This window comes from Annamia dubia NIES-4383 (assembly GCF_055394725.1).
On sequence record NZ_AP025630.1, the window covers coordinates 1605293 to 1618454 of the forward strand.

The 13162-nt window shown below is 34.4% G+C and carries 14 protein-coding genes; 5 read left to right on the forward strand and 9 right to left on the reverse strand.

What is annotated here, in order from left to right; all coding sequences use genetic code 11:
- Window positions 1-145: 145 nt before the first annotated feature.
- Complete coding sequence (locus Anndu_RS07225) at window positions 146-1441, forward strand: D-alanyl-D-alanine carboxypeptidase (RefSeq protein WP_464103718.1); 1296 nt, start codon at window positions 146-148, stop codon at window positions 1439-1441.
- 5 nt (window positions 1442-1446) lie between these two features.
- Here Anndu_RS07225 and Anndu_RS07230 read toward each other — a convergent pair whose 3' ends face one another.
- Both Anndu_RS07230 and Anndu_RS07235 read right to left on the reverse strand, forming a co-directional pair.
- The gene (locus Anndu_RS07230) at window positions 1447-2871 is read right to left on the reverse strand and encodes a WGR domain-containing protein (protein WP_464103719.1); all 1425 of its coding nucleotides are present in this window, start codon (window positions 2869-2871) and stop codon (window positions 1447-1449) included.
- A 339-nt stretch (window positions 2872-3210) separates the two neighbouring features.
- The gene (locus Anndu_RS07235) at window positions 3211-3597 is read right to left on the reverse strand and encodes an AbrB family transcriptional regulator (RefSeq protein WP_464103720.1); all 387 of its coding nucleotides are present in this window, start codon (window positions 3595-3597) and stop codon (window positions 3211-3213) included.
- A gap of 442 nt (window positions 3598-4039) precedes the next feature.
- Here Anndu_RS07235 and Anndu_RS07240 point away from each other — a divergent pair, with 442 nt between their 5' ends.
- Window positions 4040-5035 carry a succinate dehydrogenase/fumarate reductase iron-sulfur subunit gene (locus Anndu_RS07240; protein ID WP_464103721.1) on the forward strand — a complete coding sequence of 332 codons (996 nt, stop codon included), beginning with the start codon at window positions 4040-4042 and terminating at the stop codon, window positions 5033-5035.
- 257 nt (window positions 5036-5292) lie between these two features.
- On the opposite strand, the gene Anndu_RS07245 is transcribed toward Anndu_RS07240, so the two are convergent.
- A complete protein-coding gene (locus tag Anndu_RS07245; RefSeq protein WP_464103722.1) occupies window positions 5293-5715 on the reverse strand; it encodes an NUDIX domain-containing protein in 423 nt (140 codons plus the stop codon).
- A 219-nt stretch (window positions 5716-5934) separates the two neighbouring features.
- On the opposite strand from Anndu_RS07245, the gene Anndu_RS07250 reads away from it, so the two are divergent.
- On the forward strand, window positions 5935-6873 hold the full coding sequence (locus Anndu_RS07250; protein ID WP_464103723.1) for an NAD(P)H-dependent glycerol-3-phosphate dehydrogenase: 939 nt from the start codon (window positions 5935-5937) through the stop codon (window positions 6871-6873).
- A 43-nt stretch (window positions 6874-6916) separates the two neighbouring features.
- Here Anndu_RS07250 and Anndu_RS07255 read toward each other — a convergent pair whose 3' ends face one another.
- The 6 genes from Anndu_RS07255 to Anndu_RS07280 all read right to left on the reverse strand — a co-directional run bounded on the left by Anndu_RS07255 (window position 6917) and on the right by Anndu_RS07280 (window position 12001).
- Entirely contained in the window at window positions 6917-7690 is a 774-nt protein-coding gene (locus tag Anndu_RS07255) for a TPM domain-containing protein (protein WP_464104054.1), read from the reverse strand.
- A gap of 434 nt (window positions 7691-8124) precedes the next feature.
- Window positions 8125-8883 carry a phycobilisome rod-core linker polypeptide gene (locus Anndu_RS07260; protein ID WP_464103724.1) on the reverse strand — a complete coding sequence of 253 codons (759 nt, stop codon included), beginning with the start codon at window positions 8881-8883 and terminating at the stop codon, window positions 8125-8127.
- A gap of 143 nt (window positions 8884-9026) precedes the next feature.
- Complete coding sequence (locus Anndu_RS07265) at window positions 9027-9632, reverse strand: phycobiliprotein lyase (protein WP_464103725.1); 606 nt, start codon at window positions 9630-9632, stop codon at window positions 9027-9029.
- A 71-nt stretch (window positions 9633-9703) separates the two neighbouring features.
- Entirely contained in the window at window positions 9704-10795 is a 1092-nt protein-coding gene (gene leuB, locus Anndu_RS07270) for a 3-isopropylmalate dehydrogenase (protein ID WP_464103726.1), read from the reverse strand.
- A gap of 98 nt (window positions 10796-10893) precedes the next feature.
- The gene (locus tag Anndu_RS07275) at window positions 10894-11508 is read right to left on the reverse strand and encodes a glutathione S-transferase family protein (RefSeq protein WP_464103727.1); all 615 of its coding nucleotides are present in this window, start codon (window positions 11506-11508) and stop codon (window positions 10894-10896) included.
- A gap of 49 nt (window positions 11509-11557) precedes the next feature.
- A complete protein-coding gene (locus tag Anndu_RS07280; protein ID WP_464103728.1) occupies window positions 11558-12001 on the reverse strand; it encodes a secondary thiamine-phosphate synthase enzyme YjbQ in 444 nt (147 codons plus the stop codon).
- A gap of 175 nt (window positions 12002-12176) precedes the next feature.
- On the opposite strand from Anndu_RS07280, the gene bfr (Anndu_RS07285) reads away from it, so the two are divergent.
- The gene (gene bfr, locus Anndu_RS07285) at window positions 12177-12641 is read left to right on the forward strand and encodes a bacterioferritin (protein ID WP_464103729.1); all 465 of its coding nucleotides are present in this window, start codon (window positions 12177-12179) and stop codon (window positions 12639-12641) included.
- Between the two features lie 34 nt (window positions 12642-12675).
- Window positions 12676-13143 (forward strand): bacterioferritin, encoded by a 468-nt coding sequence (gene bfr / locus Anndu_RS07290; RefSeq protein WP_464103730.1) that lies wholly within the window; start codon window positions 12676-12678, stop codon window positions 13141-13143.
- The last annotated feature ends 19 nt before the right edge of the window (window positions 13144-13162 follow it).

The window sequence follows — 13162 nt, forward strand, 5'->3', positions numbered from 1 at the left end:
ATTATATTACACACATATTACAATTATTGTCAAGTTTTATCAGTTGACAATTGACAGAATTATCTATCAAGATTTAAACTGATTTCAAGTACCTCAAAAGTTAAGGGAATTAGGACAAATTTTATTGGGAATTTTAGAGTAAAATATGTTTAAAATATTAACGATTAGTTTATTAAGTGTTTTATTACAATTTGGTAATCAAAAAAATGAAAAATTACCACCTTTAAATTTATTATTATGGGATCAAGCCTCTATTTTTCAAATTCCAATCCAACCGGATCCCATGATTCAAAAATTAACTAATCAATATTTACAAGCATTAAAAAATAAAGGTTTTTCACCTGATCAACAGGGAATAATAATTGAATCTGATTGGGTAAAATTTGTTGAAAAAAATGCTAAAATTCCAGTTTCAGCCGCTTCCTTAACTAAAATTGTAACCACTATTGCTAGTTTAAAAACATGGGGTTTTAATCATCATTTTGATACTTTAATTTATACGAATGGTAATATTGAAAATGGCATTTTAAATGGAGATTTAATTATTCAAGGTGGAGGTAATCCCTTATATGTTTGGGAAGAAGCCATCGCCCTTGGTAATAAATTAAATCAAATAGGCATTTGGCAAATTAAAGGAAATTTATTAATTTTTGATAATTTTAAGATGAATTTTCAAAAAAATCCCCAAAGATCCGGCGAATTTTTAAAAGAAGCATTTAATAAAAATTTATGGAAAAAAGAAATTACTAAAATATTTGAAGTTTTCCCCCCAAAAACACCTCGGCCATTTGTTAAAATTAACGGTAATATTAAAGTAATTAACAGTTTACCAATTAATAGTAGATTAATTTTAACTCAAGAATCTTTAAATTTAAAAGAAATTTTAAGACAAATGAATTTATATAGCAATAATTTTATTGCTCAAATGTTAGCAGAACAGGTTGGAAAGCCTCAACAAATGAGGGAAATAGTCACAAGCTTTGCTCAAATTGATCCCCAAGAAATTACCTTAGTAAATGGTTCAGGTTTAAGTGGAGAAAATAAAATTTCTCCCTCGGCAGTGTGTCAAATGTTGTTAAAATTAGATCATTTTTTAGCTAAAAATAATGTAACAATAGAGGAGTTATTTCCTATTAGTGGAAAAGATCGAGATGGAACGGCTGAAAATCGCAAATTTCCCCAAGGAATTAGTTTTAAAACAGGTACATTACCCTCGATTAATGTTAGCGCATTGGGGGGCATAATTCCTACTAAAAATTATGGTCATGTTTGCTTTGCTATTTTGAATAATGGCATTAATTATTTAGATGCCAGAAAACAACAGGATCAATTTTTAAATAAAATCGGCCAACATTGGCCAATTATACCCCCTTCTAATCAAATAAAATCACAAAATCAAGAACAATTAGGCGATATTACCAGAGTTATTATTAATTTATAATTCCTCTAAATTAATTTTTTAATTTCTCCATAAACTCGGTAAAAACCGCCTTTTGTTGATTCTTTTAATTCTTCAACTAAATATTTAGCTCCTTTTTCCCTCAAATTTTTCGGAAATTGTACATTCCAATTTGAATTAAAACCCTCTGATATAACTCTGATTCTTAATTTGTTGCCCTGTTCTATACATTCTAAAATAACTCCTTGACTACTATTATTAGTAGTTTCTAACTCAGTTGAATTAATATTAAAAGGTGCTTTTGAGGGAGCTTGAATACTAATAGTTTCCGGTAATTCTCCAACCTTGGCCGAGGCGATCGCCGCCGGACTTACATCCATACAGGCAAAAGAACCATCCGTAGTTACAAGATATAAACGCTCTTGATGGTATTGCATCGAAAGGGCAGAACCACAGCCCGTAGCAACTTTCCAGACTAAATTTCCATCCTCACTAAAACAATAAAGAGATGAAGAACTATCCCCCGCAAAAACATATTCACCTTGGGGGGAAGTGGCACAGGAATAAACAGAGGAATTACAATTATATTCCCCCTGCATTTGCCCATCTTTACTCACTTTATAAACTTTTTTCTCGGCCGTGCCGCCGTAAACTGAGTTTTCTTCCTGCCAACCAAATAAAACCGCCCTCGTATTTTGATGCCAGATTTTTTTCCCTTCCAGCAGATCATAACAAGTAATACCGCCTGTGTGACCATGATAAATATTTTGTGAGTCTATTCTAACCATCCAGCCAGAAGACCCCAGACTTAAACGAGTCCATTCTAATTCTTCTTCAGGGTTAATTTTAACTACCGCCCCATTAACATCAGAAACCGCTAAAATTCCATCATCAATATCTAACCAATAAATATCAATATTTTCATCAATTGTATAGGCTAAACGGGGTATTTTTCCTGTTAAATCATAAACATTTCCATCATCACAACCTGCATAAATCCAAATATTATCACCAACTAAACATTTTACCCCTTCAGGTAACTGAAATTGATTGAGAATTTCACCATCATGATTAAGTTTATAAACTAAACCTTTTTGATTACCAACCCAACAACAATTATCATCAATAAAGATACCAAAAGCTGAGGATCCAGACTTAAATTGCCACAATAAAGGAGCTTTAATTTTAATTGCTGAGGGGGTGCTAGTGACATCCCTACGGGTAATAGAGCGTTTTTTTCTAACACCCATTACCGCTTTTTCATAACCTTTACGCAGTTTTTCTTTAATTTTTTTCTGTGCCTCTGTTTGGGCTTTGTCAACATTAGGAAAACTTTTAACATCAACCCTTCCAGTTTCCCCAATTCTACCATAACGAATTTTAACTTCCGTACCCTCAACGGTTACTTCATAAAATTTATGAGCCGATCCGCCTTCTTCTGATAATTCTAAATAAGTTACTTCTGCCGTCATCTTACTATTAAAATTACTATTAAAATTACTATTAAAATTACTATTAAAATTACTATTAAGATTAATCTTTGGGATCAATTATTTAATAAATTTTGATCAGCCTGTGATCTGTTTCAAGTATAATCTAAAATTACCCAATTAATTGATGTAGTTTTTTTAAGAATTATGATCAAATGTGATCACAAAAATCCCAAAGTCTGAGATCACCAATCAGTAAATAATGTTGAAGCCAGACCACTTAAAAATAAAAAAACAGACAAACCGCCACCTGAGAATATGCTCAGATAACGGTAATTTTTTGAATTTTGTGCAACAGAAAAAGAGATTAAAAAATAAAATTTAAGCCTCGTCTTCTGCCTCTCCATCAAGTTGTTTGAGATGAATATGTTTGTATCCTAACTTAATTTCAAACTCATCTCCTGATTTTAAACCCATTGCATTTGTATAGGTAGAACCAATCACAATTTGACCATTTTTGTGGACACTAACACGATAAGTAGGTTCACGTCCACGTCCATCTTTAGAACCTTCTGGATCTAAGGGAACACCCTTGGCCGCTAGGACTGCATCGTAAAAGTCAGTTAAATTTACCCGAACTTGACCACCTTTACTGGTGCTGAAATATCCACATTTTTTAGCTGTTTCACGACGGGGTAAGTGTGATAGCTCTTTTACTTTTTGCAGGAGAGCTTTTCCTGTTAAGGGAGCGTTAGTTGTTTCAGACATAATTTAATAACCTGCGTTGTTTTTTTTTAGTATCTGTTATTTTAAATTTACCTATTTACTGGTATACAAAAATCATAACATTACTTTACTAAAAAATACCACAAATTTTCAAGAAAAAAAATTATTTTTTTTTCTTAAGCAAAAATTTTCGGGTGATGAGTCTGGGCAATTAAAAAATAACCAGTTTTGAGATGTGCTATTCAAAAAAAATAATGGTCTGATTTGGTTTTGAGAGTAAAAATACCTGAGTACCCCTTGAGATTTTTCGATCAACTGAACTTTGTTTTACACTATATATAAATTGATCTAGTTTAAATTTTTTCCTGAGTTCAACCTGCTCAAACCTTGCCTGACTTGGTGTTATACTTATTTTTAACTAAGTGGGGAAATTTTACTTATTCAATTAAAGTTTCAATCTATTTGACCAGAGGACAATTAAACAATGAAAGTTATTTTTAACATTATTCGTCAACAACAAAAATCCGCCCCTAGAGTTCAAAGTTATAGTTTAGATGTCACCCCTGCCCAGACAATTTTAGATTGTTTAAATCGGATCAAATGGGAACAAGATGGCAGTTTAACTTTGCGCAAAAATTGTCGTAATACGATTTGTGGCAGTTGTACGATGAGGGTAAATGGTCGTTCAATTTTAGCTTGTCAACATAATATTGGCACTGAAATTGCTCGTTTTTCACCTCAAGAAAATTGTGATCAAATTCCTGAAATTACGATCGCTCCGTTAGGTAATTTTCCAGTTATTAAAGATTTAGTTGTAGATTTAAGTAAATTTTGGGATAATTTAGAACAGGTTGAGCCTTATGTGAGTAGTAAAGCTAGACAGATCCCCGAAAGGGAATTTTTACAAACACCCCAAGAAAGGGATCAACTTAATCAAGTGGGTAATTGTATTTTATGCGGGGCTTGTTATTCTGAATGTAACGCCGTTGAAGTTAATCCTGAGTTTGTGGGACCCCATGCCTTAGCCAAAGCCCAAAGAATGATCGCCGACTCCAGAGATGATCAAACCCCAACAAGATTAGAAAATTATAATGATATTAAAACGGGAGTTTGGGGGTGTACCCGTTGTTATATGTGTAATGAAGTTTGCCCTGTAGATGTGGATCCCCTCGATCAAATCAGTGAAATTAAAAAAGAAATTTTAAAATCTAAAGATGAGGAAGATCCTAGTCGTGCCGTTCGTCACCGTAAAATTTTATTAGATTTAGTCAAGGAAGGAGGCTGGATTGATGAGCGTAAATTTGGTTTAACTGTGATGAGTAATAATCTTAAAGATTTAAAAGGATTATCAAGTATTTTACCCCTTGGTTTGAGGATGTTAACCTCAGGAAAATTCCCCTTAACATTTGAGCCATCCCAAGGCCAAGCCGAAATTAAAAGTTTAATTGAAGCAATAGAACAAACAATTGATAATGGATAATTGATAGTTTACAAATGACAAATGACCAATAAGCAATAACAAATAATAAGTTTTGTAACAGATGCTCAAAATTTTAACCAAAGTGATAGTCTAAAGGCGCAAGATCTAAATATAGAGTGCGGAGGATAAGTATATGATGCACACATTTATGACCCCAGATAGTATTATGTATATTACGATTAAACTATCTGTTTTATTAATGGTATTGCTATTATGGTTTGTGGCTAGTTCTTCTCCAGCCGTTTAACTGGTAACTGTTAGGGGCGAATCCCGTAGTGACGATATTTTAAATAATCTTTGAGAATCTGAGCGTGATCAAAACAAAGATTGGCCGGAAACTCCCAGGGTAGGAAAATTTTTAAATTTTTGGCATCATCACAGGCTTTTGCTTCTCCGGTGGCCGTAGCAAGAAAAACAACGCTTAAAGTATGCTGACGTGGATCTCGATCGGGCTGAGAATAAACATGAAACTGCTCCATTAGTTCCACATCTAAATTAACTTCTTCTTTGGCTTCACGTTGGGCGGCGGTTTCCACCGATTCGCCATAATCCACAAAACCCCCAGGTAAAGCCCATCCATAGGGTGGGTTTTTCCTTTCAATTAAGATAATCGGGCGGTTTGGTTGATCTATTAATTCAATAATTATGTCCACAGTTGGTGTAGGGTTACGATAAGTCATTTTAATTAATATTAATAGTAAAATTGAATAATGATTAAGTATAACATCATCAATTGACAATTGATAATTGATAATTGACACAGGTAATTATCAATTAAAACTGCTAAGGAGTTAAGTCTAATTAAAGATAAAATAATTGTGGGGTGGGCAATATCAAAAATAATTTTATCAGTTGTCAATTGACAATTGACAATTTAATATTTTAATCAATTTAATTTTATGACTAAAAATCAAAAAACAATTACAGTGATCGGGGCGGGAAGATGGGGAACGGCTTTAGGACATTTAGCCCAAAAAAATAATCATTTAATTCGTTTCTGGTCAAGGCATAGTCAAGAGTCTTTAACACAAGTAGTTTCAGATGCTCAAATTTTAGTGTCCGCCGTAGCGATGAAAGGTTTAGAATCTTTAATTGAACAATTGCAAACGGTGACTATTCCTCAAGAGGCAATTATTGTTACGGCCACAAAAGGCTTAGATCCTCGTACCCTTGATACCCCCTCCCATCTGTGGCAAAAAGCTTTTGCTGATCATCCCATTGTGGTCTTATCAGGCCCTAATTTATCTAAGGAAATTGAACAAGGTCTTCCGGCGGCTACGGTGGTGGCTAGTCAAAATTTAGAGGCGGCCAAAATAATTCAAGAAGTTTTTGCTTGTGAGAGTTTTCGAGTTTATGTTAATGATGATCCCATTGGTACGGAGTTGGGAGGGGTTTTAAAAAATATCATGGCGATCGCCGCCGGAGTTTGTGCAGGGTTAAATTTAGGGACAAATGCCCAAGCGGCCTTATTAACTCGTGCTTTACCTGAAATGATTAGAGTGGGGACCTATTGGGGGGCAAGGGCGGAAACATTTATGGGCTTATCGGGCTTAGGGGATCTATTGGCTACCTGTAGCAGTCCCCTTTCTCGCAATTATCAAGTAGGATTTAAAATTGCACAGGGCAAGACTTTAGAGGAAATTTTAGCAGAATCGGAAGGTACGGCCGAGGGGGTAAATACAACAAATGTATTAATGAAATTAGCAAATCAAGAAAATATTTATGTCCCCATTTGTTCACAAGTTTATCAATTATTAAATGGGGAAAAAAGTCCAGAAGAAGCAGTTCAAGCTTTAATGGCAAGGGAATTAAAACAAGAATTTGTAATTAGTCATTAGTCATTTGTTAGCTATCAGCTATCAGTTTATGATCAATTATTCCTTATTCTGTGGCATTAGATTGACTGATCATGGGGGATAAATAGGCAACTAAAGCACCTAAAGAAAAACCCATAATATTACGGAAAATCGGCAAAAATTCAGTAGTTCTAGTAACCACAGGCCCGATGCCAAAAGCTAAAAATAAAATGCCCCATAAAGGAGACATAATTAAAGCCCATTTCCAAGCAAAAACTTGATTTTGTTTACGGGGAATGGCCGCAAAACCGAAAATTATTCCCCCAACAATTGAACTAATTAATGTTAATAACCATTGCTCTCTTGGTAATCCCGGAACTACTAAACAACCATCTTTTAATAAACATTGTTCTACCGTATCAATGGCTTCAGTAATCGCATTATTTTTTCCATTTTCCCGCACAAAATAAAGATTACCAAAACGAGTTTGTAACTCAATCCAAAAAGTTCGAGGCATTAAATCATAAACCGCATCACCAATACTAAATGCTAATAAATTACCCCCTCTCCCATCGGCAACTAATAAAATACTTTTGTCATCTAAGCCCCAATAATCTTTAACAGCCCTTCCGGGAGTTTGATCATATTGAGTTAAAACTCTTAATTTCCATCCTGTTTCTGTTTCAAATTGTTTAATATTATTAATTAAAGATTCCTCTTGTAAACTAGGCAGAAAATTGGCTAAATCAATCACAGGGGTTTCATAATCTGGTAATAATTCGGGACGATATACCGCTAAAGCCTCACCACCAGAGGAAAACCAACTAATCACTGCTAAAGTGACGGCTAAAAAAGGCATTAAAAATCTTTGTTTAAAAAATTTAGGCATAATTGCTTACTTTAAAAAAAGTTAATTATCTTTACATTTGTTTACTTTTATCTAAGAAATCATTTTACATGATCAGCCCCTCTAAGGCTAGACTTCTTTAAAACAAAACCTTCTAACTCAAAAAGTTTGAAGTAAATTTTTTCGATTTTTCCATTAACTAAAAACATTTAATTCTCAACAAAAACTAAGATCTAAAATTATCTTCTTGGCAATTTACAATTAACTTACGATGCCCCCAAATCGCCATTTTTAAGGAATTTAGGGCTTAATATCTATATCACAAATTTAGAAAAATGGTATTAATTGACAAGTCACGGATCCCCAAAATAATCAAGTAATAAATACCAAATCATTTTGTTGATCCGTGACTAGAGTTAATTACCTAAAAAAAGATGAATTAAAATCTATTTTTTACGGTAAGGAACCATGTTTAAATTAATATTAGCAGTAGAAACTCTGCCAGTATTAGCAGGAGTATAATTGAGGCTACGAGCCATATTTAAGAAATTAGCAGGATCCCCAGCTTTAACCAGTTTATCCGCAGACTTGTAGCTACGAGTAGCATTTTGCCAAACGATTTGAGGGAAGCCAAAAATTGAACGATAGTATTCATCGTAACGGGGAGAAGTGATATTAAAGGGTCTGTCTCCAAGTTCACGGCCGGGTAAGTTACGGCGGCGTTGATAAGGAACGGTATCATACCCAAAATTATCTAAATATTCTTCGCTATCGAGAATTTGATCAATAAAGGCATTATATCCTTTAGTACAAATGACAATTGACCAAGCAATTTTTTCTCTTTCGCTGTAGACATCACGTCCTAAAACACGCTGTACAGTTTGTTCAACAAAACGATAGTTATTATTTAGATCATAAAAACTACGTTTGTAAGTATCAGAAACTAAAAGCGCACGGATGAAATCTCTAACAGTGATTTGACCACTGCGTACTTGAGACTCAGCTACTTTTACGCCAAGACGATCAGATTTAAAAGCATGGAAGAAGATTTGGCGATAAGCCGCTTCAACTAAATTGTCCATGTCAGCAGGGCTTAAAATGTTTTCAGTGGTGAAAACTACGGCTTGTTCGTCTCCACCTACTTCAAATCCGGCTACCCGCACATTGGGACAACTGGGTGCATAATCTAATAAAGGAATTGCCAAATCGCAACCTCCGGTATATTACAAAATTTTTTTAACATTATCTCATGTATAAGCATAAAGGACGATGGTACTTCAGCTTAAGAAATGTAACAAATTATTACAATTGTTATTGGTCACTGGTCACTGGTCACTGATAACTGTCTTTACCAGCCACTGATGGCGGTTTGTAAATTTTTTTCCTCCGTGATAATCTTAAAAGGGGTAAATTCTTCTGGGGTGGCTTGTGCATCTTGACGGCGCACTTCCATGCAAAAAGTAGCCGTATTAAAACCGCCAAAACGCTGTACCGTACTGAAGCGTAAACGCAGATCATGATTAATAAACCAAAATCTTTCTAAAATAGTCATAGTCTCATATTCTGTCGTTAAAACTAAACTATTGTTGTCGTCTACATGGTATTCCCCCGCTACGGGTACAATTTCCGCATAGCCCCTTTCTCTTAATAATTTCCCCGTTTGAGGGTTTTCTGCTTCGGGAATGAGGGCGAAAACTGTGTTACCTTGGTGATTTTCGTCATCTTTATCCCATGCCATCGAACCATCCCAACTGACAAACGCACCGCCTACCGATAAACTGGGATCCTGTTCGTGCATTTGACAAATTTCTGTGATGCTTGAATGCTGACCATTTAAGGCTTCTACAAAAATTTCTGAGCCTCCTATTTCTGCTTTTCTGAAGGGTAAATGATGTGTTACCCGTTGCGATCGCCACTTTCCGGCGGTTTTCTGGAAAAATTCCATGCCATCCATTCTGCTTTATACTCCTAATAATTAATGATTATTTTTAAAACTTATTTTTGTCATTAGTCATTGATCACTGTTTACGGTTCACTGATCACGGTTAAGAGTGCCTCACCTATTGCTTTACAGCCTACAAGGGTCATCCCTTCGGACATAATATCACCCGTGCGATAACCTTGATCTAAGACTTGAAAGACTGCATTTTCTAATTTACTGGCGGCCTGTGGTTCATTTAAACCATATCTTAACATCATGGCCGCACTTAAAACCTGTGCTAAGGGGTTGGCCTTATCTTGGCCGGCAATATCGGGGGCGGATCCGTGGACAGGTTCAAATAAGCCCGGTTTGCCTTCTTCCCCTAAACTGGCAGAGGGTAACATCCCAATACTGCCGGTCAACATGGCCGCAATATCGGATAAAATATCCCCAAATAAATTCCCTGTGACAATGGTATCAAATTGTTTGGGCGCTCTGACTAATTGCATGGCCGCATTGTCCACATATAAATGGGATAATTCAATCTCGGGGTATTGTTCGGCCATTAAAATCATGCGATCGCGCCATAACTGGGATACATCTAAAACATTGGCCTTATCTACGGAACAAAGTTTTTTCCCTCGTTTTTGGGCAGTTTCAAAGGCAACTTTAGCAATGCGATCAATTTCCGGCACGGTGTAGGCCATGGTATTAACGCCCCGTTTTTCCCCCGTTTCCGTCTCAAAAATGCCTTTTGGTTTACCGAAATAAATGCCCCCCGTTAACTCCCTGACTACCATCAGATCAACCCCTTCCACTACTTCCCGTTTGAGGCTAGAAGCGTCTATGAGTTGGGGAAAAATGGTGGCAGGGCGCAAGTTAGCAAATAAACCTAAACCTTCCCTAATGCCTAACAAGCCAGTTTCAGGGCGTTGGGAGCGGGGTAAATTATCCCATTTATAACCGCCGATCGCCGCTAATAATACCGCATCACTTTTTTGACAAATAGTTAAAGTTTCATCGGGTAGGGGTGATCCCGTTGCATCAATGGCCGATCCGCCGATCAAAGCTTCTTGAAAATTAAATTTAAGATCGAATTGAGGAGCGATCGCTTTTAAAGCATCAACGGCCACCGTTAAAATTTCAGGCCCGATCCCATCTCCGGGGAGCAGGGTAATAGAATATTCTTTAGTCATAATTTTTTTATTAATAATAAATCAAGTTTATTATTATAAAATAAATGGTGATTATTTTGAGCAATAATGATCAATTGATCTTGATTAATAAATTTTAATTAAAACATTTTGGGGGGAATAGTTAATTTTACCGATTCTTTTTGATGTAATTTTTCAAACCAATTTTTGATGTGAGGATAGGTTAATCTCCAATCTTCATTTAATCTTAAATCATAATAGCCAAAAGAACATAAAGCTGAAATATCAGCCATTGTCCATCTTTCTCCACCTAATAAATATTCAGTTTTGCTTAATTGTTTTTCAAAAATAGGCATCAGACGATTAATTAAAGTTTCTAATCTTGTGCGTAAAAAACTATTATTATTATTGGTTAAATTCATAATCCATAAATTAATAATATTATCTCCTAAGGTATCGGCTAATTCGTCCCATTTTTTACAATTAAAACGCTCTTGAAAATTACGAGGATAAAAATTAGGTTCGGGGTATTTTTCATCTATATATTCTACAATTAAAGATGAATCCCAGAGTATTGTTTGATCCTCATCTACAAAAACAGGTACTTTCCCAATGGGAGAAAGTGCTAAAAAAGAAGAAGGTTTATTTTTTAAATCAATTTCTATTAATTGATAACTTAAGTTTTTTTCTGCTAATAAAATACGAATTTTGCGAGAAAAATTAGATTGAGGATGATAGTATAAAATTCTGGTCATAAAATTTGAATTTAAAATTTATAAGTCATAGATTTTTGAAAGTTAATGATTAATTGATTCCTGAAACTTGCACTAATAAAGTACGATTTCTTGCTCCATCTAAATCAAAAAATAAAATAGATTGATATGTACCTAAAGCTATTTTAGCATCAATCACGGGTATAATTTCAGAAGTGCTTAAAGTCATGGCCATTAAGTGGGAATGGGCATTAATTGGTTCATCGGGAGGAATATTCGGCCGTAAATGAAGATCGTTATGTAAATATTTGGCATTTTGCGGGGCTAATTTCATTAAATAATGTTTAAGATCTATTAATAATCTTTCTTCATTTTCATTAATAGCTAAAGCGGTGGTTGTATGACGTGAAAATATTAAAACTTGTCCCTGTTTTACTCCACAATTAGTAACAATATCTTGCACTCGATCGGTAACATTATAAATATTAATTCCCTTTTCGGTTTGAATATTAATAATTTGAGAAATAATGATCATAATTTTTTAGATAAATGGGTTGTTTTTTGACGTTAAAATATTAATTAAAGATTGAAAATTCATGATTAAAAATTAGGTTTAAAACTTCCTATTTTAAGAAGAAAAAATTAACAAGTTTTCTTTTTGCCATTTTTTAGATATAATCAAGAATAACTTTATTTGGGCATATTTTATTATGGAAAGTCGGATCGAAATTAAAACTAAATTAAATGAAGTTTTAAAATTTGAGTTAACCGCTATTAACCAGTATTTTCTCCATGCTAGAATGGCGAAAAATTGGGGTTTAGAAAAATTAAATGGTCATGAGTATGGTTACTCAATAAAAGCCATGAAACAGGCTGATCAAATTATTGAGCGTGTTTTATTTTTAGAAGGTTTACCAAATTTACAAAGTTTAGGTAAACTTTTAATCGGTGAAAATGTACCCGAAATGTTAAAGAATGATTTAACCATGACAAGGGAAATTCGTCAAACTATTTGTGATACAATTAATCTTTGTGAAACTCATCAAGACTATATTAGTAGGGAGTTACTTGAGGATATTTTAGAAGCAATTGAAGCTCAAATTGATTGGTTAGAGTCTCAACTTTGGTTAATCGAAAATTCGGGTTTACCAAATTATTTACAATCTATGATTTAAGCTTTATTCTTAATAATTATTATGGAGTAAAATTATGAAAGGAAATTCAAAAGTAATTGCCCAATTACAAACATTATTACGCACGGAGTTAGCCTCACGGGATCAATATTTCACCCATTCGAGAATGTATGCTGACTGGGGTTTAACTAAGTTATTTGAACGTATTGATCACGAAATGCAAGAGGAAACTGGTCATTGTACAATGTTGATCGAGCGTCTCTTATTTTTGGAAACTACCCCCGATCTGTCTCAACAGGATGGTTTGAACATTGGTACTGATGTTTCATCTATGTTAAAAAATGATCTGGAATTAGAGTATAAGGTGATCGGTTTATTAAAGGGCGCGATCGCTGTTTGTGAACAGGAACAAGACTATCAAACTAGAGAAATTTTAAAAGTTATTTTAGCTGATAGTGAAGAAGATCACGCTTATTGGTTAGAAAAACAGTTAGGTTTAATTGAAAAAATAGGTTTACAAAATTATTTACAGTCTCAAATATAATTGGTTATTTGTTATTAGT

What these genes read in the sequence shown, in the direction of transcription:
- Anndu_RS07225 (WP_464103718.1), top strand. Translation starts at nt 146, where the DNA reads ATGTTTAAAATATTAACGATTAGTTTATTAAGTGTTTTATTACAATTT.
- Anndu_RS07230 (WP_464103719.1), bottom strand. Translation starts at nt 2,871, where the DNA reads ATGACGGCAGAAGTAACTTATTTAGAATTATCAGAAGAAGGCGGATCG.
- Anndu_RS07235 (WP_464103720.1), bottom strand. Translation starts at nt 3,597, where the DNA reads ATGTCTGAAACAACTAACGCTCCCTTAACAGGAAAAGCTCTCCTGCAA.
- Anndu_RS07240 (WP_464103721.1), top strand. Translation starts at nt 4,040, where the DNA reads ATGAAAGTTATTTTTAACATTATTCGTCAACAACAAAAATCCGCCCCT.
- Anndu_RS07245 (WP_464103722.1), bottom strand. Translation starts at nt 5,715, where the DNA reads ATGACTTATCGTAACCCTACACCAACTGTGGACATAATTATTGAATTA.
- Anndu_RS07250 (WP_464103723.1), top strand. Translation starts at nt 5,935, where the DNA reads ATGACTAAAAATCAAAAAACAATTACAGTGATCGGGGCGGGAAGATGG.
- Anndu_RS07255 (WP_464104054.1), bottom strand. Translation starts at nt 7,690, where the DNA reads ATGCCTTTTTTAGCCGTCACTTTAGCAGTGATTAGTTGGTTTTCCTCT.
- Anndu_RS07265 (WP_464103725.1), bottom strand. Translation starts at nt 9,632, where the DNA reads ATGGATGGCATGGAATTTTTCCAGAAAACCGCCGGAAAGTGGCGATCG.
- leuB (WP_464103726.1), bottom strand. Translation starts at nt 10,795, where the DNA reads ATGACTAAAGAATATTCTATTACCCTGCTCCCCGGAGATGGGATCGGG.
- Anndu_RS07275 (WP_464103727.1), bottom strand. Translation starts at nt 11,508, where the DNA reads ATGACCAGAATTTTATACTATCATCCTCAATCTAATTTTTCTCGCAAA.
- Anndu_RS07280 (WP_464103728.1), bottom strand. Translation starts at nt 12,001, where the DNA reads ATGATCATTATTTCTCAAATTATTAATATTCAAACCGAAAAGGGAATT.
- bfr (WP_464103729.1), top strand. Translation starts at nt 12,177, where the DNA reads ATGGAAAGTCGGATCGAAATTAAAACTAAATTAAATGAAGTTTTAAAA.
- bfr (WP_464103730.1), top strand. Translation starts at nt 12,676, where the DNA reads ATGAAAGGAAATTCAAAAGTAATTGCCCAATTACAAACATTATTACGC.